Below are 23,145 nucleotides of genomic sequence, written 5' to 3' on the forward strand. Positions count from 1 at the left end.
AGATGTCGTCCGACAAGTCCGACCGTACGGACCGTACAGACCGTACGGATCGTTCGGACCGGCCCGAGCGGGCCGACCGCCCGTCGGTCCTCGGCCCGGCCGCCGGCTTCGGCGTGACCTTCAAGGCCATGTTCAAGAAGCGGCTCACCGAGCAGTACCCGGAGCAGAAGAAGCCCACCGCTCCGCGCTTCCACGGCCGCCACCAGCTGAACCGGCACCCGGACGGCCTGGAGAAGTGCGTCGGCTGCGAGCTCTGCGCGTGGGCGTGCCCGGCGGACGCGATCTACGTGGAGGGCGCGGACAACCGCGAGGAGGAGCGCTACTCGCCGGGCGAGCGCTACGGCGCGGTGTACCAGATCAACTACGCCCGCTGCATCCTGTGCGGGCTGTGCATCGAGGCCTGCCCGACCCGTGCGCTGACCATGACCAACGAGTACGAGCTGGCCGACTCCTCCCGGCGGGACCTGATCTTCACCAAGGAGCAGCTGCTGGTCGGCCTCTCCGAGGGCATGGTCGACAGCCCGCACTCGATCTTCCCGGGCGCCGACGAGGGCGCCTACTACCGGGGCGAGATCACCGCGGCGGCGCCGGGCACCGTGCAGCAGGAGCGCACCGACCGGGAGAAGGAGGTGCGGCAGTGACGGGCCTCCTCGTCGAAGGCGGCAGGACGCTGGCCGCGACCGGGACGACCTCCACGGGTGAGGCCGTCCAGTTCTGGGTGCTCGCGGTCATCGCGGTCGGCGGCGCGCTCGGCATGGTGCTGATGCGCAAGGCCGTGCACAGCGCGCTCTGCCTGGCGGCCACCATGATGGCGCTGGCGGTCTGTTACATGGCCCAGGGCGCGGTGTTCCTGGGCGTGGTGCAGATCGTGGTCTACACCGGCGCGATCATGATGCTGTTCCTGTTCGTGGTGATGCTGGTCGGCGTGACCAGCGAGGATTCTCTAAAAGAGCAGCTGAAGGGTCAGCGGTTCGCCGCGGCGCTCTGCGGGCTGGGCTTCGGCGTGCTGCTGATCGCGGGAATCGCCAACGCCCGGCTGGACCACTTCACCGGGCTGTCCGAGGCGAACGCCGAGGGCAATGTGCCCGGCCTGGCCCGGTTGATCTTCACCCGCTACGTGTGGGCCTTCGAGGTCACCGGCGCGCTGCTGATCACCGCGGCGATCGGCGCGATGGTGCTGACGCACCGCGAGCACGTGAAGGCGCCGAAGACGCAGCGCGAGCTGGCGGCGCAGCGGGTGGCGGACAACATCCAGGTGCCGCCGATGCCGGCGCCGGGCGTGTACGCGCGGCACAACGCGGTGGATGTGCCGGGGCTGCTGCCGGACGGCACGGTCGCCGAGGACTCGGTGATGGCGACGCTGCGCGAGCGCGGCCAGATCCGGGACGTCAGCCAGGAGATGCTGCGGCGGATGGCGGAGCTGGAGAACAGCACGGCGGACTGGCTGGGCCGTCCGTCCTCCGAGCGGCCGGCCGTCGCCGGTCCGCGCAAGTCCCTGGAGCCGGTGCCGGCGAACGGCGTGCCCGCCAAGGACGGCCCGAACGACACGGGCACCGCGGTTGCCACGGCCACCGCGGCGAACAAGGCGGGCAAGTCCAACGCGGCGGGCAAGGCTGACACCGCGGGCAAGTCCGACGCGGCGGGCACGGCGGGCACGGCGGGCAAGGCGGGCAAGAACGGCACGGCCGGCGAGGAGGGCGCACAGTGAATCCGGTCAACTACCTGTATCTGGCAGCCCTGTTGTTCACCATCGGCGCGGCCGGGGTGCTGATCCGGCGGAACGCGATCGTGCTGTTCATGTGCGTGGAGCTGATGCTGAACGCCTCGAACCTCGCGCTGGTGACGTTCTCCCGGCTGCACGGGACCTTGGACGGCCAGGTCATCGCGTTCTTCACGATGGTGGTCGCGGCGGCCGAGGTCGTGGTCGGCCTCGCCATCATCGTCTCGATCTTCCGGACCAGGCACTCCGCTTCGGTCGACGACAGCAACCTGATGAAGCTGTAGGCGGAGGGCCCTCGGTGAACTCTCTCATTCCGCTGCTGGTGGCGGCTCCGCTGGCCGGCGCCGTCCTGCTGCTGCTCGGCGGCCGGGCGCTGGACCGGTTCGGCCACTGGCTGGCCACCGCGTTCGCGGCGCTCTCGTTCGGCTTCGGCCTGGCCCTGTTCTCGGACATGCTCGGCCGTGACGCCGAGCACCGGGCGGTCACCAGGCACCTGTTCAGCTGGATCCCGGTGAACGGCTTCCAGGCCGACATCTCCTTCCGGCTCGACCAGCTGTCGATGACCTTCGTCCTGCTGATCACCGGTGTCGGCACGCTGATCCACCTCTACTCGGTCGGCTACATGGCGCACGACGAGCGCCGGCGCCGGTTCTTCGCCTACCTGAACCTGTTCCTGGCCGCCATGCTGCTGCTGGTGGTCGCCGACAACTACCTGCTGCTGTACTTCGGCTGGGAGGGCGTGGGCCTGGCCTCGTACCTGCTGATCGGCTTCTGGCAGCACAAGCCGAGCGCGGCGACGGCGGCGAAGAAGGCGTTCATCGTCAACCGGGTCGGCGACATGGGCCTGTCCATCGCGATCATGCTGATGTTCACCGAGTTCGGCTCCTTCGCCTTCGACCCGGTCTTCGGCGGCGCGCAGCAGGCGAGCGAGGGCAAGCTGACGGCGATCGGCCTGATGCTGCTGCTGGCGGCCTGCGGCAAGTCGGCCCAGGTGCCGCTGCAGTCCTGGCTCGGGGACGCCATGGAGGGCCCGACCCCGGTGTCGGCGCTGATCCACGCGGCGACCATGGTGACCGCCGGCGTCTACCTGATCACCCGGTCCTCGACGATCTTCGACCTGGCGCCGGACGCGCAGACCGCCGTGGTGGTGGTCGGCGCGGTCACGCTGCTGTTCGGTGCGGTCGTCGGTTGCGCCAAGGACGACATCAAGAAGGCGCTGGCCGGCTCGACCATGTCGCAGATCGGCTACATGGTGCTGGCGGCCGGGCTCGGCCCGATCGGCTACGCCTTCGCGATCATGCACCTGGTGACCCACGGCTTCTTCAAGGCCGGGCTGTTCCTCGGCGCCGGGTCGGTCATGCACGGCATGGACGACGAGGTGAACATGCGCCACTACGGCGGCCTGCGCAAGCACATGAAGGTCACCTTCGCGACCTTCGGGCTCGGCTACCTGGCGATCATCGGCTTCCCCGGTCTGTCCGGCTTCTTCTCCAAGGACAAGATCATCGAGGCGGCCTTCGCCAAGGGCGGCACCGAGGGCTGGATCCTCGGCCTGTGCGCGCTGGTCGGCGCCGCCGTCACCGCGTTCTACATGACGCGGGTCATGGTGCTGACCTTCTTCGGAGAGAAGCGCTGGCAGCCGGACGCCGAGGGCAACCTCCCGCACCCGCACGAGTCGCCGAAGACCATGACGATCCCGATGATCCTGCTGGCCTTCGGCTCGGTCCTCGCGGGCGGGCTGTTCGCCTACAACGACTCCTTCCTGAAGTGGCTGGAGCCGGTCACCGGGCACGACGAGGGCAACTCGCCGCTCGCCCCGCTCACCGTCACCCTGCTGACCACGGTCTGCATGCTGGCCGGCGTCGGCCTGGCGTACGTCATGTACGGGCGCTCGCCGGTCCCGGTGGTGCCCCCGGTCGGCTCCCCGCTCACCCGGGCCGCCCGCCGCGACCTGCTCCAGGACGACTTCAACCACGCGGTGCTGGTGCGGCCGGGCTCGGCGCTCGCCGCGACGCTGGTCTACTTCGACAGCCGCGGCCTGGACGGCTTCGTCAACGGCCTGGCCGCCCTGATCGGCGGCCTGTCCAGCCGGCTGCGGCGGACCCAGAACGGCTTCGTCCGCTCCTACGCGCTCTCCATGTTCGGCGGCACGCTGGTGCTGGTCGCCACCACTCTCCTGATGAGGTCCGTGTGATGGACAAGGAATCCACAACCCGCGGGGGAGGCACGGCATGAGCGCACTGCTGACCGCCACCTGCGCCGTCCCGGCGGCCGGCGCGGTGCTCACCGCCGCCCTGCCCGCCGGGACGACGAAGGCGCGGCGCAAGGCCACCAAGGCCACCGCCCTGGCCGTCTCGGCCGTCACCCTGGTGCTGGCCGCCGTGGTGGCGACCAGGTTCGACCCGCAGGGTGCCCGCTACCAGCTGACCGAGTCGTACAGCTGGATCCGCTCCTTCGGCATCACCTTCTCGCTCGGCGTGGACGGCATCGGCGCGGTCCTCGCCCTGCTCACCGCGGTCCTGGTGCCGATGGTGATGCTCGCCTCCTGGCACGACGCCGACGCCGACCCGGCTGACCCCGGCCCGGCCGCCTCGGGTCCGGCCGGGCCCGGGTCGGCCGCCGCCCCCGACACCTTCGAGGGCCGCCGCCGCACCCAGGCCTTCTTCGCCCTGATCCTGGCGGTGGAGGCGATGGTGGTCGTCTCCTTCTACGCCACCGACGTCTTCGTGTTCTACGTGTTCTTCGAAGCCATGCTGATCCCGATGTACTTCCTGATCGGCGGCTTCGGCGACCGGGCGGGCGGCCCCGAGTCGGCGCGTCAGCGCTCCTACGCGGCCGTGAAGTTCCTGCTCTACAACCTGCTCGGCGGCCTGGTGATGCTGGCCGCCGTGATCGGCCTCTACGTGATCGCGCAGGAGCAGGGCTTCGGCACCTTCGACCTGCCGACCCTCACCTCGGCGATCGCGGACGGGAAGCTCCAGCTGAGCGGCACCGCCGAGAAGGCGCTGTTCCTGGGCTTCTTCTTCGCCTTCGCGGTGAAGGCCCCGCTGTGGCCGCTGCACACCTGGCTGCCGAACGCGATGGGCGAGGCCACGGCCGGCACGGCGGTGCTGATCACCGCGGTGGTGGACAAGGTCGGCACCTTCGCGATGCTGCGCTTCTGCCTCGGGCTGTTCCCGCACGCCTCGAAGACCTTCGCCCCGGCGATCCTGGTCCTCGCGCTGATCGGGATCGTCTACGGCGCGTTGCTGGCGGTCGGCCAGAAGGACATCAAGCGGCTGGTCGCCTACGCCTCGATCTCCCACTTCGGCTTCATCATCATGGGCATCTTCGCCCTGACCAGCCAGGGCCAGAGCGGCGCGACCCTCTACATGGTCAACCACGGCCTCTCCACGGCGGCGTGGATGCTGGTGGCCGGCTTCCTGATCTCCCGCCGCGGCTCGCGGCTGATCGCCGACTACGGCGGGGTGCAGAAGGTCGCACCGGTGCTCGCCGGGACGTTCCTGATCGGCAGCCTGGCCACTCTGTCGCTGCCCGGTCTGGCCCCGTTCGTCAGCGAGTTCCTGGTACTGGTGGGCACCTTCGCCCGCTACCCGGTGATCGGTGTCATCGCGACCTTCGGCATCGTGCTGGCCGCGCTGTACGCCCTGCTGCTGTACCAGCGCACCATGACCGGCCCGGTGAAGGACGGGGTGCGCTCGATGCCCGACCTCAAGGTCCGCGAACTCGCCGTGGTCGCCCCGCTGGTGGCGCTGACCGTCCTGCTCGGCGTCTACCCCAAGCCGCTCACCGACCTGGTCAACCCCTCGGTGAACGCGACGCTCTCGCAGGTCCACGAGACCGACCCGGCGCCGGCCCACCCGGTCGCCGCCACCTCAGGAGGTGAGCAGAAGTGAGCGCCACCGCAGTGCTCGCCGCCGCCGGCGGGAACACCGCCGGCATCCCCGCGCCGCACATCGAGTACGGCCAACTCTCCCCGATGCTCGTGGTGTTCGGCGCCGCCGTGGCCGGCATCCTGGTGGAGGCCTTCGTGCCCCGCCGGTACCGGCACTGGACGCAGGTGACGCTCGCCCTGGCCGGGCTGGTCGGCGCGTTCGTCGCCGTGGTGGTGCTGGCCGTGCAGAGCCACGGCTTCACCCGGATCGACCTGCTGGCGATGGAGTCGGTCGCCCTGGACGGCCCGGCGCTGTTCCTCCAGGGCGTGATCCTGCTGGCCTCGGTGGTCGCGGTGCTCACCTACGCCGAGCGGAAGCTGGAGCCCAAGGCGGGCGGCCTGCCCGCCGACGCCTTCGCCGCCCAGGCCGCCGCCACCCCCGGCGGCGAGCAGGAGCGGGCCGCCGTCCGGGCCGGCTTCGCCACCACCGAGGTCTTCCCGCTCACCATGTTCGCGGTCGGCGGCATGCTGCTGTTCCCCGCCGCCAACGACCTGCTGACCATGTTCGTGGCACTGGAGGTCTTCTCCCTGCCGCTGTACCTGCTGTGCGCCCTGGCCCGCCGCCGCCGGCTGCTGTCCCAGGAGGCGGCGGTCAAGTACTTCCTGCTCGGCGCCTTCGCCTCGGCGTTCTTCCTGTTCGGCACCGCGCTGCTGTACGGCTATGCGGGCAGCGTGAAGCTCGGCGACATCGGGGACGTCATCTCCGGCAAGGCGATGACCACCCCCGCGCAGCTGAGCAGCACCCAGAGCGACGTGCTGGTGCTGACGGGCCTGGCGATGCTGGCGGTCGGCCTGCTGTTCAAGGTCGCCGCGGTGCCCTTCCACTCCTGGACCCCGGACGTCTACCAGGGCGCACCGACCCCGGTGACCGGCTTCATGGCGGCGGCCACCAAGGTCGCGGCCTTCGGGGCCTTCCTGCGGCTGTTCTACGTGGCCTTCCCCGGCCTGCGGCTGGACTGGCGGCCGGTGATGTGGGGGGTGGCGATCCTCACCATGGTGGTCGGCGCGGTGCTGGCGGTGACCCAGCAGGACGTGAAGCGGCTGCTGGCGTACTCCTCGATCGCGCACGCCGGGTTCATCCTGACCGGCGTGATCGCCGTCAACAAGCAGGGCATCTCCTCGGTGTTGTTCTACCTGCTGGCGTACTCCTTCGTGACGCTCGGCGCGTTCGCCGTGGTGACCCTGGTGCGCGACTCCAAGGGCGAGGCGACCCACCTGTCCAGCTGGGCCGGGCTCGGGCGGCGCTCGCCGCTGGTGGCGGCCGTGTTCGCGCTGTTCCTGCTGGCCTTCGCCGGGATCCCGCTGACCTCCGGCTTCACCGGGAAGTTCGCGGTCTTCCAGGCCGCGGCGAGCGGCGGGGCGATCCCGCTGGTGATCGTCGGTGTGCTGAGCTCGGCGGTGGCCGCGTTCTTCTACATCCGGGTCATCGTGCTGATGTTCTTCTCGGACCCGCAGCCGGGCGGCCCCACGGTGGCGATCCCGAGCCCCTTCACGGCGACGGCGATCGGGGTGGGGGTGCTGGTCACGCTGGGTCTGGGCCTGCTTCCGCAGTACTTCCTCGACCTCGCGTCCAAGGCCTCGCTGTTCGTCCGCTGACCTCGTACGCCGCCGTTCCCGACCAGGGCCCCGTCCGGGCCGCGCCCCGTCCGCGCGGCCCGGACGGGGCCGTGTCGGGCACCGGGGCGGGGAGTCGCGACGACATCTCCCGCCCTTATTCCAAGCCGGATTCGCCCCCACCGCCGTACGGCCCGGACAGCCGCCCTGACCAGGGCATCCGGCCCGATCATGACAGGATCCGCACGCCCGTGCAGTGATCCACTCACGACCGGATACCCTGCCTGTATGGCCAGCGGCGGCACTCAGGGACCAGGCCGCTAGATCGACCAGGGACAGAGGAGTGGTCTTCGTGACCGTCGTGGAACCCTTCGGGCTCAGCGTGCAGGACCGCGACCTGACCCGGGACGTCCAGGCCGGAATGGAGGCCGTGGAGGCGGCGCTCGGCGAGGCCGTCAAGAGCGACGTCCCCTTCATCACGGTCACCGCCAGCCACCTCCTGGAGGCCGGCGGCAAGCGCTTCCGTCCGCTGCTCCTGCTGCTGGCCGCCCAGTTCGGCGACCCGGGGGCGCCCGGCGTCGTGCCGGCCGCCGTGGTCGTCGAGCTGACCCACCTGGCCACGCTGTACCACGACGACGTCATGGACGAGGCCCCGGTGCGCCGCGGCGCCCCGAGCGCCAACTCCCGCTGGGACAACTCGGTCGCCATCCTGACCGGCGACTTCCTGTTCTCCCGCGCCTCCCAGGTGCTGGCCGACCTCGGCCCGGAGGCCGTGCGGATGCAGGCCGAGGCGTTCGAGCGGCTGGTCACCGGCCAGATCCTGGAGACCCGTGGCCCCGGCCCGGAGTCGGACCCGCTGCTGCACTACCTGGACGTGCTGGAGGGCAAGACCGGATCGCTGATCGCCGTCTCCTGCCGGATAGGAGCGCAGATGGCCGGCGCCGAGTCCTGGCTGGTGGAGACGCTGGGCGAGTTCGGCGAGCGGATCGGCATCGCCTTCCAGCTGGCCGATGACGTGCTGGACATCGCCAGCGACGGCCACGAGTCCGGCAAGACCCCGGGCACCGACCTGCGCGAGGGCGTGCCGACCCTGCCGACCCTGCTGCTGGAGCAGATGCCGGCCGACCCGGCGGACCCGGACGACGCCCGACTGCGCGACCTGCTCACCCGGGACCTCTCGGACGACGAGCTGCACGCCGAGGCGCTGCGCCTGATGCGCGCGCACCCCGCGCTGGAGCGCGCCCGCGCGGAGACGCTGCGCCGGGCCGAGGAGGCCCGGGCGCTGCTGGCGCCGCTGCCGGACTGCCCGGCGAAGGCGGCCCTGGAGGGGCTCTGCGACGCGGTGGCCATCCGCACGATGTGACGGCGGCGCCCCGCGCCCTGAGGCTGCCGGCCGGGGGCGCGAACGCCGGACCCGGCCGTGGAGGCCCGGCCCGAACGCCCGACGCCTCCCCGGCCCGCTGACCGGACCCGCTGACCGGACCCGCTGACACCGGACCCGCTGACCGGACCCGGTCACCGGGCCCGGGTCCGTCACGGATCCCGCAACGGTGGCCGACCGGCTCCCGTGATGGGGGAGACTGGCTTCGTCAGCTCGCTCCCTCCGGAAGGTCGCCATGCGTCGCGTTGTCATCGCCGAGGACTCCGTACTGCTGCGGGAGGGACTGACCCGGCTGCTCACCGACCGCGGTCTGGAGGTCGTGGCGGGCGTCGGGGACGGCGACGCCCTGGTGAAGACCATCCACGACCTGGCCGCGGCCGACGCGCTGCCGGACGTCGTGGTCTCCGACGTCCGGATGCCCCCGAACCACACCGACGAGGGGCTGCGCGCCTGTGTCGAGCTGCGTGAGCACTACCCGCAACTCGGTGTGCTGGTGCTGTCGCAGTTCGTGGAGGAACGTTACGCCTCCGAGCTGTTGGCCGGATCCACCCGCGGCGTCGGCTACCTGCTGAAGGACCGGGTCGCCGAGGTGCGGGAGTTCGCCGACGCGGTGGTCCGGGTCGCCGAGGGCGGCACCGCGCTGGACCCGGAGGTGGTGCAGCAACTGCTCAGCCGCAGCCGCAAGGGCGATGTCCTGGCCAACCTCACGCCCCGCGAGCGCGAGGTGCTCGGCCTGATGGCCGAGGGCCGCACCAACGCCGCGGTGGCCAAGCAGCTGGTGGTCTCCGACGGTGCGGTCGAGAAGCACGTCAGCAACATATTCCTCAAGCTGGGACTGGCCCAGAGCCCGGAGGACCACCGCCGGGTGCTGGCCGTACTGACGTACCTCAACTCCTAGCCGACCGCCGCGAGTCCCGCCCCGACTCCGGCCCGGGTCCCGTCCGAGCCGCACCCCGAATCGCACCCCGAATCGCACCCCGAGCCGCACGCCGAATCGCACCCCGAGCCGTACCCCGGTCCCGCCGCGGGACCGGGATCGGCCGCCGGATCCGGAATGATCTCCGGCGCCCGGACGTTCTTTCCCATGTGCGGTACGCACGCGGGCCGGTGATTTCCCGCCGCACGCGGGAGTTCCGTCCCTGGCCGACTCCACCCGCATAGGATGCGGGAGGTGCACCAAGCGGACGGGGCACGGGGCCGCGCCCGCGGTGGTGTGCCCTAGGAGGTCCGCGGCAGTGACCAGTCAGGTCGATCAGTCAGAGGCAGTGGACGGCTCGGACGGCGACGAGGCCCGTGCCGGGAGCGGCGACGTACGCCCCGGTTCGGACGCCCCCGCCGGCCCGCCCGCTCCGGGAGGTCCGCCACCCGGGCGCGCCAAGCCGATCCGCAGACTCGACCGTGTGATCATCCGGTTCGCCGGGGACTCCGGTGACGGCATGCAGCTGACCGGTGACCGGTTCACCTCGGAGACGGCGTCTTTCGGCAACGACCTGTCGACGCTGCCGAACTTCCCCGCCGAGATCCGCGCCCCCGCCGGCACCCTGCCCGGCGTCTCGTCCTTCCAACTGCACTTCGCGGACCACGACATCCTGACCCCGGGCGACGCCCCGAACGTGCTGGTCGCGATGAACCCGGCCGCGCTGAAGGCGAACCTGCCGGACCTGCCGCGCGCCGCGGAGATCATCGTCAACACCGACGAGTTCACCAAGCGCGCGCTGGCGAAGGTCGGCTACGCCGCCGACCCGCTCACCGACGGATCGCTGGACGGCTTCCACCTGCACAAGGTGCCGCTGACCACGCTGACCCTGGAGGCGCTCAAGGACAGCGGCCTGGCGCGCAAGGACGCCGAGCGGGCGAAGAACATGTTCGCCCTGGGCCTGCTGTCCTGGATGTACCACCGGCCCACGCACGGCACGGAGTCGTTCCTGCGCAGCAAGTTCGCGAAGAAGCCGCAGATCGCCGAGGCGAACATCCACGCCTTCCGGGCGGGCTGGAACTTCGGCGAGACCACGGAGACCTTCGCGGTCTCCTACGAGGTGCCCCCGGCGAAGCTCCCGCCCGGGCGCTACCGCAACATCTCCGGCAACCTCGCCCTGTCCTACGGGCTGATCGCCGCCGGGCAGCGTTCGGGCCTGCCGCTGTACCTGGGCTCGTACCCGATCACCCCAGCCTCGGACATCCTGCACGAGCTGAGCCGGCACAAGAACTTCGGCGTGCGCACCTTCCAGGCGGAGGACGAGATCGCCGGCATCGGCGCGGCGCTCGGCGCGGCCTTCGGCGGGGCGCTCGGCGTGACCACCACCTCCGGCCCCGGGGTGGCGCTGAAGAGCGAGACGATCGGCCTGGCGGTCTCGCTCGAACTGCCGTTGCTGGTCGTGGACATCCAGCGCGGCGGCCCCTCCACCGGCCTGCCGACCAAGACCGAGCAGGCCGACCTGCTGCAGGCGATGTTCGGCCGCAACGGCGAGGCGCCGGTGCCGATCGTCGCCCCGGCCACGCCCGCGGAGTGTTTCGACGCGGCGTTGGAGGCGGCCAGGATCGCGGTCACCTACCGCACCCCGGTGTTCCTGCTCTCCGACGGCTACCTGGCCAACGGCTCGGAGCCCTGGCGGATCCCCGAGGTCGACGAACTGCCCGTGATCGAACCGGGGTTCGCGACCGGGCCGAACCGGGAGGACGGCGCCTTCTGGCCGTACCTGCGCGACCCGCACACCCTCGCGCGGCCGTGGGCGGTGCCCGGCACGCCGGGCTTGGAGCACCGGATCGGCGGCATCGAGAAGCAGGACGGCACCGGGAACATCTCCTACGACCCGGCGAACCACGACTTCATGGTCCGCACCCGGCAGGCCAAGATCGACGGCATCACCGTCAGGCCGGTCGAGGTGGACGACCCGACCGGTGACGCCCGGGTGCTGGTCCTCGGCTGGGGTTCGACGTACGGGCCGATCACGGCGGCGGTGCGCCGGGTGCGCGCGGACGGTGGCGAGGTCGCCCAGGCGCACCTGCGCAACCTCAACCCCTTCCCGGCGAACCTGGGCGCGGTGCTGAGGAGTTACGAGAAGGTCATCGTGCCCGAGATGAACCTCGGGCAGCTCGCCCTGCTGCTGCGGGCGAAGTACCTGGTGGACGCCGAGTCCTACAACCAGGTGCGCGGACTGCCCTTCAAGGCGGCCCAGCTGGCGGACGTGCTGTCGGCCGCGATCGGCACCCTGGACGAGGAGGACCACCGGTGAGCGAGCGGAGCGAGCGAGTCATCGAGAGGCGCGCGCGGGCGAATGCCCCTGCCGAGCGTAGCGAGGTGGGCGCATGAGCGAGCACGCCTTCCCGTCCCTGCGGCTGGTGCCCAAGGCCGAAGGCCCGCAGGGCGCACGGGACTTCAAGACCGACCAGGAGGTCCGCTGGTGCCCCGGCTGCGGGGACTACGCGATCCTGGCGGCGGTGCAGTCCTTCATGCCGGAGCTGGGCATCCGGCGCGAGAACACGGTGTTCGTCTCGGGCATCGGCTGCTCCTCGCGCTTCCCGTACTACATGAACACCTACGGGGTGCACTCGATCCACGGGCGGGCGCCGGCCATCGCGACCGGGCTGGCCACCGCGCGGCAGGACCTGAGCGTGTGGGTGGTGACGGGTGACGGTGACGCGCTGTCGATCGGCGGCAACCACCTGATCCACGCCCTGCGGCGGAACGTCAATCTGAAGATCCTGCTGTTCAACAACCGGATCTACGGCCTCACCAAGGGCCAGTACTCGCCGACCAGCGAACTGGGCAAGATCACCAAGTCCACGCCGATGGGCTCGCTGGACGCCCCGTTCAACCCGCTGTCGCTGGCGATCGGCGCCGAGGCCACCTTCGTCGCGCGCACCATCGACTCCGACCGCCAGCACCTCCAGTCGGTGCTGCGGGCGGCGGCCGAGCACGAGGGCACGGCGCTGGTGGAGATCTACCAGAACTGCAACATCTTCAACGACGGCGCCTTCGAGGTGCTGAAGGACGCCGGCACCCGGGACGAGGCGCTGATCCGGCTGGAGCACGGGCAGCCGATCCGCTTCGGCGCGGACGGCGCCAACGGCGTCTTCCGGGGCCCGGACGGCGAACTGTTCACCGCGCCGGTCACGGCGGAGAACGCGGCGGACGTCCTGGTCCACGACGCGCACGCGGCCGGCCCGGCCGCGGCCTTCGCACTCTCCCGGATCGCCGACGCGGACACCCTGCACCACACCCCGATCGGCGTGCTGCGCAGCGTCGAGCGGCCCGTCTACGACGAGCTGATGGCGAGCCAGCTGGCCACCGCCACCGCCCAGCGCGGCCCGGGCGACCTGGCCGCGCTGCTCGCGGGCAACGACACCTGGACGGTGGGCTGACCGCCCCCGGCGCGCGTCGGCGCCCCCTGTCCCGGCCGGGACAGGGGGCGCCGGTCGTTGCGGCTACTGCCGGGCCCACTCGACCAGTTCGATCACGATCCCGTTCGGGTCGGCGACCTGGAACAGCTTCTCGCCCCACGGCTCCTCGCGCAGCGGCAGGGTGATCGCGACGCCCTCCTCGCGCAGCCGCCGCTCCTCGGCGGCGATGTCCTCGACGACGAACGCCAGGATCACGCCCGCCGCGATCCGGTGGCGCTGCTCCTCCGGCAGGACCTCCAGCCCGCGCCGCAGGAAGACGACGCCCACCCCGCCGCCGGGGTGCGCGAGGGAGACGAAGCCGTCGGCCGACATCTCCTCGGCGTAGCCGAAGTGCTTCCCGAGGAACGCGGCGGAGGCGGTGACGTCCTCGACGGTCAGGGAGACGGCGGTCTTGGTGATCTGCAAGGCGGAAACCCTCTCGTCGGCAGCCGGGGCACCCACACGATTACCCCGTACGCAGTACACTATACACAGTACGGAGAATCGCGCCAGAGCAATCCGCTGTGCTGGTTCAGGGGATGGGTGGAGCCGTCGGTCGTCACCGGGGGTGAGGCACTCGACGAGTCCGGGGCGAGCGTCCGTGGTCCGTGGTCCGTGGTCCGTGGTCCGTGGTCGGTGGTCGGCGGTCGGTGCGGCCGGCGGTCTACTTCGAGTGGTCCTGAGCGGTGGCCCCCCCGGGTCGGCGGGGGCCCCCCCTTCTCCGTTGTCGGCCCCTGAGGACCCGGCCCCTGAGGGCCCCGGCCCTACGCGGAGGCCGGCGGGTAGAGCTGTGGCGGGATCCGCTCCGCGGCGGCCCGGTCCAGCAGCCACAGGGTGCGGCTGCGCCCGTACGCGCCGGAGGCGGGCGCCTGGAGCTCGCCGGGGCCGGACAGGGCCAGCGCGACCGCGCCCGCCTTGTCCTCGCCGGCGGCCAGCAGCCAGACCTCGCGGGCGGCCCGGATGGCCGGGAGGGTGAGCGAGATCCGGGTCGGCGGGGGCTTGGGGGCCCCGCGCACGCCGACCACGGTCCGCTCGGACTCCCGCACGCCCGGGTGCTCGGGGAAGAGCGAGGCGACGTGGGTGTCCGGGCCGACGCCGAGCAGCAGCACGTCGAAGGCCGGGACGCCGAGCCGGTCACCCGGGCCGGCCGCCTTCGCCAGCTCCTCGGCGTAGCGGGCCGCGGCGGCCTCCACGTCCGAGCCGTCCACCCCGTCCGAGGCGGGCATCTCGTGCACCCGCGCCGGGTCGAGCGCGACGGCGTCCAGCAGCTCGGCGCGGGCCTGGACGGCGTTGCGGTCCGGGTCCGCGGCGGACACGAAGCGCTCGTCGCCCCACCACAGGTCCAGCCGGCCCCAGTCGACCGCGTCGCGCGCCGGGGAGGCGGCGATCGCGGCCAGCAGGGCGTTGCCGTTGCGACCACCGGTGAGCACCACCGAGGCGGCGCCGCGGGCGGCCTGGGCGTCCACGATCCGGGTGATCAGCCGGGCCGCGGCCGCCTGGGCCATCAGCTCCTTGTCCCGGTGGACGACCAGCTGCGGGGTCGCGCCGGTCATGCGCCTTCCTTGGCGGTGCGCTTGCCGGCGGCCTTCTTCGCGGGCTTCTTCTCCGCCTCGGCGGCCGCCTGCTCCGGCTCGGCCTCCGCGGCAGCGCCGACGGCAGCTTCGCGGGCGACCCGCTCGGCCGCCGCCGTCTCGGCGTTGGACGGCTCGTGCAGCCGCTCGACGGGCGTGCGCACGGCCGTCGCGTAGATGTCGTCCGGGTCCAGGCGGCGCAGCTCCTCGGCGATCAGCTCCGAGGTCTCGCGCCGCTTGAGCGCCACCTGGCGGTCCGGCGAGCCGGGCATGCAGAGGGTGCCCATCAGGCCGTCCGGGCGGTCCAGGGTGATGTCCCCGTCCTTGGTGCGCAGGCGCACCGCGGTGATGCCGGGGCCGCCGGTGACGACCCGCTCGACCGGCACGTGCAGCCGGTTGGTCAGCCAGAGGCCGAGCAGCTCCACGCTGGGGTTGTACGACTCGCCCTCGACGACCGCGGAGACGATCGCGGCCGGGCGCTGGTCCAGCGCGGCGGCGAGCATCGAGCGCCAGCCGGTGATCCGGGTCCAGGCCAGGTCGGTGTCGCCCGGGGTGTAGCCCTGGGCCCGCTGGGCGAGCTGGCCGACCGGGGACTCCGCGGTGACGGCGTCGGTGATCCGGCGCTGGGCGAGCGAGCCCAGCGGGTCCTGCGCCGGGTGCAGCGGGGCGTTGTCCGGCCACCAGACCACGACCGGGGCGTCCGGCAGCAGCAGCGGCAGGACGACCGACTGGGCGTGCGCGGCCAGTTCGCCGTGCATGCGCAGGACGACCGTCTCGCCGGAGCCGGCGTCGGAGCCGACCAGGATCTCGGCGTCCAGCCGGGTCTCGGCACGGGCCCGCGGCGAGCGCCCGGCGCGCTTGATCACCGCGAGGGTGCGCATCGGGTGCTCGCGGGAGGCGTCGTTGGCGGCCTTGAGGGCGTCGTAGGCGCTGCCCTCGTCGGTCACGATCACCAGGGTGAGCACCATGCCGGCGGCGGTGGAGCCACTGGCCCGGCGCGCCTCCATGAGGGCGCCGTTGATCTTGCCGGAGGTCGTGTTGGTGAGGTCGATCTTCATGGGCGGCGCCAGCTCCTGCCGTCTCGTGCGAGCATCTCGTCCGCCTCGACCGGGCCCCAGGTCCCCGCCGCGTACTGGGCCGGCTTGCCGTGGGCGTCCCAGTACTTCTCGATCGGGTCGAGGATCTGCCAGGAGAGCTCGACCTCCTGGTGGCGCGGGAACAGGTTGGCGTCGCCGAGCAGCACGTCGAGGATGAGCCGCTCGTAGGCCTCCGGGCTGGACTCCGTGAAGGACTCGCCGTAGGCGAAGTCCATCGTGACGTCCCGGACCTCGAAGGAGGTGCCCGGCACCTTGGAGCCGAACCGCACCGTCACGCCCTCGTCCGGCTGGACCCGGATGACCAGGGCGTTCTGCCCCAGCTCCTCGGTCGCGTAGGAGTCGAAGGGCAGGTACGGGGCGCGCTGGAAGACGACCGCGATCTCGGTGACCCGGCGGCCCAGGCGCTTGCCGGTCCGCAGGTAGAACGGGACGCCCGCCCAGCGGCGGTTGTTGATCTCCAGCTTGATGGCCGCGTAGGTGTCGGTCTTGGAGTCCGGGTCGATGCCGTCCTCGTCCAGGTAGCCGGCGACCTCCTCGCCGCCCTGCCAGCCGGACGCGTACTGGCCGCGCACGGTGTGCCGGCCGAGGTCGGCCGGGAGCCTGACGGCGCTGAGCACCTTGAGCTTCTCGGCGACCAGCGCCTTCGGGTGGAAGGAGGCCGGCTCCTCGATGGCGGTGAGCGCCATCAGCTGGAGCAGGTGGTTCTGGATGACGTCACGGGCGGAGCCGATGCCGTCGTAGTAGCCGGCCCGGCCGCCGATGCCGATGTCCTCGGCCATGGTGATCTGCACGTGGTCGACGTACGACCGGTTCCAGATCGGCTCGAACATCTGGTTGGCGAAGCGCAGCGCCAGGATGTTCTGGACCGTCTCCTTGCCCAGGTAGTGGTCGATCCGGAAGACCTCGTCCCGGGGGAAGACCTCGTGGACGACCTTGTTGAGCTCCTGCGCGCTCTCCAGGTCGTGGCCGAAGGGCTTCTCGATGACCGCGCGGCGCCAGGAGCCCTGGGGCGGGTCGGCCAGGCCGTGCTTCTTGAGCTGCTGGACGACCGTCGGGAAGAACTTCGGCGGGACGGACAGGTAGAAGGCGAAGTTGCCTCCGGTGCCCTGCGCCTTGTCCAGCTCGATGATGGTCTCGCGCAGCTTGTCGAAGGCCTCGTCGTCGTCGAAGGTGCCGTGGACGAAGCGCATGCCCTTGGCGAGCTGCTGCCACACCTCCTCCCGGAACGGGGTGCGGGCGTGGTCCCGGACGGCGTCGTGGACCTCCTTGGCGAAGTCCTCGTCGTCCCACTCGCGGCGGGCGAAGCCGACGAGGGAGAAGCCCGGGGGAAGCAGTCCGCGGTTGGCCAGGTCGTAGATGGCCGGCATCAGCTTCTTGCGGGACAGGTCGCCGGTGACCCCGAAGATGACCAGACCGGACGGCCCCGCGATGCGCGGGAGCCGTCGGTCGGAGGGGTCACGAAGCGGGTTGACCGGGGCGGGCGGGAGATCGTCCGCGTCCGAATCCGAAGTCAACTCGGGGAAATCAGTGCTCACTTGATGGGCTCCGCTTTCGTGCGCTGGCTGTGAGCCGGGGTCACTTCTCGCCGGCGCCGGACTGGTCCGAGAACGCGGCGAGCGAGGCGGTGACGGTGTCGAGCAGTTCCTTCCAGGACTGCTCGAACTTCTCGACGCCCTCGTCCTCCAGGACCTGGACCACGTCGTCGTAGTCCACGCCGGCGGCGGCGATCGCGTCCAGTACGGCCTTGGCGTCGGCGTAGTTGGGGACGATGGTGTTGCCGGTGACCACGCCGTGGTCGCCGGTGGCGTCCAGGGTCGCCTCGGGCATGGTGTTGACGGTGCCGGGGGCGACCAGCTCGGTGACGTACAGGGTGTCCGGCAGGGCCGGGTCCTTGACGCCGGTGGAGGCCCACAGCGGGCGCTGCGGCTTGGCGCCGGCGGCCTCCAGGGCCGTCCAGCGGGCGCTGCCGGCGGTCTTGGCGTCGACGCTGCCGAAGACCTCCTCGTACGCCTGGTAGGCGAGGCGGGCGTTGGCCAGGGCGGCCTTGGAGCGCAGCTCCCGGGCGTCGCCGCCGATCTTGTCCAGGCGCTTGTCGATCTCGGTGTCGACGCGGGAGACGAAGAAGGAGGCGACCGACTCGATCTGGGAGAGGTCCAGGCCCTTGGCGTTGGCGGCCTCCAGGCCGGTCAGGTAGGCGTCGATGACGGCCTTGTAGCGCTCCAGCGAGAAGATCAGCGTGACGTTGACGCTGATGCCCCGGCCGATGACCTCGGCGATCGCGGGCAGACCGGCCTTGGTGGCGGGGATCTTGATGAAGACGTTCGGGCGGTCGACCAGCCACCACAGCTGCTTGGCCTCGGCCACGGTGGGGGCGGTCTCGTGTGCCAGGCGCGGGTCGACCTCGATGGAGACCCGGCCGTCGCGGCCGTTGGAGGCGTCGTAGACCGGGCGCAGCACGTCGGCCGCGTCGCGCACGTCGGAGGTGGTGATCATGCGGATCGCCTCGTCGGTGGTGACCTTGCGGACGGCGAGGTCGCGCAGCTGGGCGTCGTAGGAGTCGTCGCCGCTGCCGGCGATGGCCTTCTGGAAGATGGTCGGGTTGGTGGTGACACCCACCACGTGCTTGTTCTGCACCAGTTCGGCCAGGTTGCCGGAGTTCAGCCGGGTGCGGCTGAGGTCGTCGAGCCAGATCGCAACGCCTTCGTCGCTGAGGCGCTTCAGTGCGTCAGTCATGGTGCTTCAGTCCCTTGCTCTTCTTGCTTCGTGGGGTCGTCGGAGGGGGCCGCGCACCCGCGTGCGGGCGGGTGCGCGGCCCGGAGCGCGCTAGCGGTTGACGGCTTCGAGGGAGCGCAGGGCGTTGTGCGCCTCGGCCACCACGTGCTCGGCGGTGATGCCGAACTCCTCGAAGAGCACCTTGTAGTCGGCGGAGGCGCCGAAGTGCTCCAGCGAGACGATCCGGCCGTGGTCGCCGACCAGTTCGCGCCAGCCCTGGGCGATGCCGGCCTCGACCGAGACGCGCGCCTTGACCGACGGCGGCAGCACGCTGTCGCGGTAGGCCTGGTCCTGCTCCTGGAACCACTCGAAGGACGGCAGCGAGACCACGCGGGTCGCGATGCCCTCGGCCTCCAGCGCCTCGCGGGCCTTGACGGCCAGCTGGACCTCGGAACCGGTGCCGAGCAGGATCACCTGCGGGGCGCCGGTGGAGGCCTCGGCCAGGATGTAGCCGCCCTTCGCGGTGCCCTCGGCGGAGCCGAAGACCTCGCGGTCGTAGGTCGGGACGCCCTGGCGGGTGAGGGCCAGGCCGACCGGGCCGGGGTGGCTGGTCTGGCGCTCGATGATGGTGCGCCAGGCGACGGCGGTCTCGTTGGCGTCGGCCGGGCGGACCATGGCCAGGCCCGGGATGGCGCGCAGCGAGGCCAGGTGCTCGACCGGCTGGTGGGTCGGGCCGTCCTCGCCCAGGCCGATCGAGTCGTGCGTCCAGACGTAGGTGACCGGCAGCTTCATCAGCGCGGCCAGGCGCACGGCCGGGCGCATGTAGTCGGCGAAGACCAGGAAGGTGCCGCCGTAGACACGGGTCTTGCCGTGCAGGGCGATGCCGTTCATGGTCGAGCCCATGGCGTGCTCGCGGATGCCGAAGTGGATCGTCCGGCCGTACGGGCTCGCCGACTTCAGCGGGTTGCCCTCGGGGAGGAAGGAGCTGTCCTCGTCGATGGTGGTGAGGTTGGACTCGGCGAGGTCGGCCGAGCCGCCCCACAGCTCCGGGATCACCGCGCCGATCGCCTTGAGGGTGTCGCCGGAGGCCTTGCGGGTGGCGACGTCCTTCCCGGCCGGGAAGGAGGGGACGGTCTTCTTCCAGCCCTCGGGCAGCTCGCCGGCCTGGATGCGGTCGAACTCGGCGGCCCGCTGCGGGTCGGCGGCGCGCCAGGCGTCGAACGACTGCTGCCACTGGTCGCGGGCGGCCTTGCCGCGCTTGATCACCAGTCGGGCGTGCTCGATGACCTGGTCGCTGACCTCGAAGGTCTTCTCCGGGTCGAAGCCCAGGACCTTCTTGGTGGCGGCGATCTCGGCGGCGCCGAGCGCGGAGCCGTGCGCCTTGGCGGTGTTCTGGGCGTCCGGGGCCGGCCAGGCGATGATCGTGCGCATCGAGATGATCGACGGGCGGGAGGTCTCGGCCTTGGCCGCGGCCAGCGCGTCGGCCAGGGCGGCCACGTCGATGTCGCCGTTGGACTTCGGGGTCACCCGCTGGACGTGCCAGCCGTATGCCTCGTAGCGCTTGAGGACGTCCTCGGAGAAGGCGGTCTCGGTGTCGCCCTCGATCGAGATGTGGTTGTCGTCGTAGAGGGCGACCAGGTTCCCCAGCTTCTGGTGGCCGGCCAGCGAGGAGGCCTCGGCGGAGATGCCCTCCTCCAGGTCGCCGTCGGAGACGATGGCCCAGATGGTGTGGTCGAAGGGGGACTCGCCGGCCGGGGCGTCCGGGTCGAAGAGGCCGCGCTCGTAGCGGGCGGCCATCGCCATGCCCACCGCGTTCGCGATGCCCTGGCCCAGCGGGCCGGTGGTGGTCTCCACGCCGGCCGTGTGGCCGTGCTCGGGGTGACCGGGGGTGCGGCTGCCGCCGACCCGGAAGGCCTTGAGGTCGTCCAGCTCCAGGCCGTACCCCGAGAGGTACAGCTGGGTGTAGAGGGTCAGGCTGGTGTGCCCGGGGGAGAGGACGAAGCGGTCACGGCCGACCCAGGCCGGGTCGGTCGGGTCGTGGCGCAGGAAGCGCTGGAAGATCAGGTACGCGGCCGGGGCCAGGGACATGGCAGTCCCGGGGTGTCCGTTGCCGACCTTCTGGACAGCGTCCATCGCGAGGACTCGCGCGGTGTCAACCGTGCGCTCGTCCAGATCGGTCCACTCGAATGCGTTCGTCGGCGCAGTGCTCACCCTGTCTCAGGGCTCCTTCCGTATTGAAGAGTGACCCCGTGAATGGGGACCGGGTCGGCCACGGCGCTGTGGTCCCGACGCTGGGTGGTGCCGGTCACGGAGGGTAGATCCCGCTTCTGCGTGCGAGCCTACCGTCCGGGCCGGGGCTCACCCTCCGTGCTGAGACAACCGGGATTTCCGCATGGTGATTCCCACTAGGGCGGTATGACTGCTTTTACCCCAGCCTCTCCTGATTCGCGGTCGTCCGCCGCCGGGGTGGTCAGGACGGGGGAGCGGGGCGTTCCGGAGGCGCTTCGTGGCTTCACCCAGTCGGTTCACCCGGGGGTGTGCGGTTCCGCCCCGCCGGGGGACCCCGGAGCCGGAAGGGATATATGGAACGTCTATGGTGTCGTGGTACGCGCAGAGCGGACGATTCGGGACCCTTCGTTCCTTGGCTGCCTGCGAAGGTTCATCTTCAGTTGGGGTGTTAGTGACCGCCGTCGAAACCCGTCCCGCCGGGGTCACCGGGGCGACTCCCGCGAACCGGCCGATCGGGGCCCGAGTCGGCGCCTTCGTCGCACTGACCAAGCCCAGGATCATCGAGCTGCTGCTGATGAGCACCGTGCCGGTGATGTTCCTGGCCCAGCAGGGCGTGCCGAACATGCTGCTGGTGCTGAAGGTCGTGGTCGGCGGCTACCTCTCGGCGGGCGGTGCCAACGCCCTCAACATGTACATCGACCGCGACATCGACGCGGTGATGTCCCGCACCGAGCGGCGGCCGATCGTCACCGGGATGGTGTCGCCGCGCGAGGCGCTGGTGTTCGGCATCGTGCTCGCGGTCGTGTCGACCCTGCTGCTCGGCTTCGGCGTCAACTGGCTGTCCTCCGGGCTCGCGCTCGGCGCGCTGCTGTTCTACGTGTTCGTCTACACGCTGGGGCTCAAGCGGCGCACCTCGCAGAACATCGTCTGGGGCGGCATCGCCGGCTGCATGCCGGTGCTGGTCGGCTGGTCCTCGGTCACCAACACGGTGTCCTGGGCGGCCGTGGCGCTGTTCCTGGTGGTGTTCTTCTGGACGCCGCCGCACACCTGGGTGCTCTCGATGAAGGTCCGCGACGACTACCTGCGGGCGGGCGTGCCGATGCTGCCGGTCGTCAAGGGCAACGTCGCGGTCGGCAAGCAGGTCGTCATCTACTCCTGGGTGATGGTGGCGGTCTCGCTGGCGGTGTGGCCGCTCGGGCACATGAGCTGGCTGTACCCGGTGGCCGCGGTGCTGCTCGGGGCGTTCTGGCTGCGCGAGGCGCACGCGCTGTACTCGCGGGCCAAGGCCGGGATCGTGGGCGCCAAGCTCAAGGAGATGCGGCTGTTCCACTGGTCGATCACCTACCTGTCGCTGCTGATGGTGGTCTGCGCGGTCGACCCGTTCGTGAAGTAGGCCGTCCGAGACGGCAAGGAGCCCCGGTCCGGTGGACCGGGGCTCCTTCGTCTGCGGGAACGGCTCAGCGGGCGGGCTCAGCGGGCGGGGAGGTCGGACGGGCCGACGTGGCCGTCCAGCCAGTCCCGCAGCGGCTGCGAGGCGTGCAGGAAGCCGGTGATCCGGGAGTAGGCGGCGCGGGTGCCGAGCCACTGCGCGGGCTCCCACTCCTGCCAGGCCACCAGGCCCTTGTGCCGCAGCAGTCCGATCCTGGGATGGTCCTTCGGGTAGCCGCGCGGGGCCGACTTGAGGGAGTCCCGGCCGAGCACCAGCGGGCCGTCCCGCTCCACCCGGGCGATCACCCGCTCCAGCTCGGCGCCGCCGACGTCCTCGGCGACGGCGACCCGGTAGCGCTCCAACTGGTCCGGGGCGAGCCGGTACATGCCGTTGCCGCAGGCCAGGCCGTCGGCCGAGAGCTGGATGTAGCCGCCACCCTCCAGGTACGCGCCGATGTGCGTCTTGTACGGGGACTTGTCGGCGCTGAAGCGGACGTCGCGGTTGGGGCGGAAGACCTTCCCCTGGCCGAACTCCGGCTCCAGGTCGGCGAGCAGCCGCTCCATCGGGGCCCGCACGGCGTCCTCGTAGCGCGCCTTGTGGGCCTGCCAGAAGGTCTTCGAGTTGTCGGCCTCCAGGTGCTCGTAGAAGTCGAGCGCCTCGGTCGGCCAGCCGGAGAAGGTCACGCCTCCAGTATGTGTCCCGGTGCACAGGGTGCTCCCGTCGCCAGGGCGCCTACCGGTGGGTAGCATGCGGGCATGAGCGCAGAGACCTCCACCACCGCGCCGGACGCCCGTACCGAGCGCCGCGCCAAGCGCATCGCCAAGCACCTCACCGGCTTCGCCCGGCAGCACGGCGGCAGCGCCGACGCGGTCGTCGAGTACGTCGGCGCCGTGGCCACCCGGATCGTCGTGGTCGGCGCGGACGGCGCCTGGGGCGACCAGGTCGCCCCCAGCTACGCCGTCGGCCGCCGGGCCGCCGAGCTGGCCGGGCTGACCCTGCACGAGAACTTCGAGGGCGAGCTGGGCCTCAAGGTGAAGACCGGCCCGTACGAGTGGAAGCGGATGGCCGGCATCCAGCTCGGCGGCTGAGGCCCGCTACCGGACACACGCCGACGGCCCGGCTCCCCCGTCCGAGGGGG

18 protein-coding genes and 1 pseudogene are annotated in these 23,145 nt (G+C 71.4%); 12 read left to right on the forward strand and 7 right to left on the reverse strand.

The genetic code is table 11. From position 1 onward, the window contains the following. Positions 1–2 precede the first annotated feature (2 nt). The 10 genes and pseudogenes from nuoI (at position 3) to ACFQ6N_RS23415 (ending at position 12,951) form a co-directional block, all read left to right on the forward strand. On the forward strand, positions 3–641 hold the full coding sequence (gene nuoI, locus ACFQ6N_RS23370) for an NADH-quinone oxidoreductase subunit NuoI (protein WP_380652190.1): 639 nt from the start codon (positions 3–5) through the stop codon (positions 639–641). Then, positions 638–1,483 (forward strand): annotated as a pseudogene (locus tag ACFQ6N_RS23375) (NADH-quinone oxidoreductase subunit J); the annotation flags it as partial. The gene nuoI and the pseudogene ACFQ6N_RS23375, both read left to right, overlap by 4 nt. Before the next feature lie 221 nt (positions 1,484–1,704). After that, positions 1,705–2,004 (forward strand): NADH-quinone oxidoreductase subunit NuoK, encoded by a 300-nt coding sequence (gene nuoK / locus ACFQ6N_RS23380; protein WP_380652193.1) that lies wholly within the window; start codon positions 1,705–1,707, stop codon positions 2,002–2,004. A 14-nt stretch (positions 2,005–2,018) separates the two neighbouring features. Continuing rightward, complete coding sequence (gene nuoL / locus ACFQ6N_RS23385) at positions 2,019–3,914, forward strand: NADH-quinone oxidoreductase subunit L (RefSeq protein WP_380652196.1); 1,896 nt, start codon at positions 2,019–2,021, stop codon at positions 3,912–3,914. Positions 3,915–3,951: 37 nt separating this feature from the next. Further along, on the forward strand, positions 3,952–5,616 hold the full coding sequence (locus ACFQ6N_RS23390; protein WP_380652199.1) for an NADH-quinone oxidoreductase subunit M: 1,665 nt from the start codon (positions 3,952–3,954) through the stop codon (positions 5,614–5,616). Continuing rightward, positions 5,613–7,250 (forward strand): NADH-quinone oxidoreductase subunit NuoN, encoded by a 1,638-nt coding sequence (gene nuoN, locus ACFQ6N_RS23395; protein ID WP_380652202.1) that lies wholly within the window; start codon positions 5,613–5,615, stop codon positions 7,248–7,250. Before ACFQ6N_RS23390 ends, nuoN begins: the two co-directional genes overlap by 4 nt. Before the next feature lie 310 nt (positions 7,251–7,560). After that, complete coding sequence (locus ACFQ6N_RS23400; RefSeq protein ID WP_380652205.1) at positions 7,561–8,571, forward strand: polyprenyl synthetase family protein; 1,011 nt, start codon at positions 7,561–7,563, stop codon at positions 8,569–8,571. Positions 8,572–8,824: 253 nt separating this feature from the next. Continuing rightward, positions 8,825–9,487, forward strand: coding sequence for a response regulator (locus tag ACFQ6N_RS23405; protein WP_380652208.1), 663 nt, complete (start codon positions 8,825–8,827; stop codon positions 9,485–9,487). Positions 9,488–9,824: 337 nt separating this feature from the next. Further along, the gene (locus ACFQ6N_RS23410) at positions 9,825–11,822 is read left to right on the forward strand and encodes a 2-oxoacid:acceptor oxidoreductase subunit alpha (RefSeq protein WP_380652211.1); all 1,998 of its coding nucleotides are present in this window, start codon (positions 9,825–9,827) and stop codon (positions 11,820–11,822) included. A 73-nt stretch (positions 11,823–11,895) separates the two neighbouring features. Then, positions 11,896–12,951: a 2-oxoacid:ferredoxin oxidoreductase subunit beta gene (locus tag ACFQ6N_RS23415; RefSeq protein ID WP_380652214.1), complete on the forward strand. Its 1,056-nt coding sequence runs from the start codon at positions 11,896–11,898 to the stop codon at positions 12,949–12,951. 63 nt (positions 12,952–13,014) lie between these two features. Here the strand turns inward: ACFQ6N_RS23415 and ACFQ6N_RS23420 are convergent, their stop codons facing one another. From ACFQ6N_RS23420 to tkt, 6 genes are all read right to left on the reverse strand, one after another. After that, positions 13,015–13,395 (reverse strand): VOC family protein, encoded by a 381-nt coding sequence (locus ACFQ6N_RS23420; protein WP_380652217.1) that lies wholly within the window; start codon positions 13,393–13,395, stop codon positions 13,015–13,017. 338 nt (positions 13,396–13,733) lie between these two features. Further along, positions 13,734–14,522: a 6-phosphogluconolactonase gene (pgl, locus tag ACFQ6N_RS23425; protein WP_380652220.1), complete on the reverse strand. Its 789-nt coding sequence runs from the start codon at positions 14,520–14,522 to the stop codon at positions 13,734–13,736. Beyond that, positions 14,519–15,598, reverse strand: coding sequence for a glucose-6-phosphate dehydrogenase assembly protein OpcA (opcA, locus tag ACFQ6N_RS23430; protein WP_380652223.1), 1,080 nt, complete (start codon positions 15,596–15,598; stop codon positions 14,519–14,521). Before opcA ends, pgl begins: the two co-directional genes overlap by 4 nt. Then, on the reverse strand, positions 15,595–17,151 hold the full coding sequence (gene zwf, locus ACFQ6N_RS23435) for a glucose-6-phosphate dehydrogenase (protein ID WP_380652291.1): 1,557 nt from the start codon (positions 17,149–17,151) through the stop codon (positions 15,595–15,597). Before zwf ends, opcA begins: the two co-directional genes overlap by 4 nt. Positions 17,152–17,212: 61 nt before the next feature. After that, on the reverse strand, positions 17,213–18,370 hold the full coding sequence (gene tal / locus ACFQ6N_RS23440; RefSeq protein ID WP_380652226.1) for a transaldolase: 1,158 nt from the start codon (positions 18,368–18,370) through the stop codon (positions 17,213–17,215). Between the two features lie 90 nt (positions 18,371–18,460). Then, a complete protein-coding gene (tkt, locus tag ACFQ6N_RS23445; protein WP_380652229.1) occupies positions 18,461–20,560 on the reverse strand; it encodes a transketolase in 2,100 nt (699 codons plus the stop codon). Positions 20,561–21,023: 463 nt separating this feature from the next. Here tkt and ACFQ6N_RS23450 point away from each other — a divergent pair, with 463 nt between their 5' ends. After that, positions 21,024–21,971, forward strand: a complete 948-nt coding sequence (locus tag ACFQ6N_RS23450) for a heme o synthase (protein WP_380652232.1) — start codon at positions 21,024–21,026, stop codon at positions 21,969–21,971. 77 nt (positions 21,972–22,048) lie between these two features. Here ACFQ6N_RS23450 and ACFQ6N_RS23455 read toward each other — a convergent pair whose 3' ends face one another. Further along, the gene (locus ACFQ6N_RS23455) at positions 22,049–22,690 is read right to left on the reverse strand and encodes a DUF2461 domain-containing protein (RefSeq protein ID WP_380652235.1); all 642 of its coding nucleotides are present in this window, start codon (positions 22,688–22,690) and stop codon (positions 22,049–22,051) included. A gap of 72 nt (positions 22,691–22,762) precedes the next feature. Here ACFQ6N_RS23455 and ACFQ6N_RS23460 point away from each other — a divergent pair, with 72 nt between their 5' ends. After that, positions 22,763–23,095 carry a hypothetical protein gene (locus ACFQ6N_RS23460; RefSeq protein ID WP_380652237.1) on the forward strand — a complete coding sequence of 111 codons (333 nt, stop codon included), beginning with the start codon at positions 22,763–22,765 and terminating at the stop codon, positions 23,093–23,095. Positions 23,096–23,145 lie beyond the last annotated feature (50 nt).

This window comes from Kitasatospora sp. NPDC056446 (assembly GCF_042796115.1).
Classification (GTDB): Bacteria; Actinomycetota; Actinomycetes; order Streptomycetales; family Streptomycetaceae; genus Kitasatospora.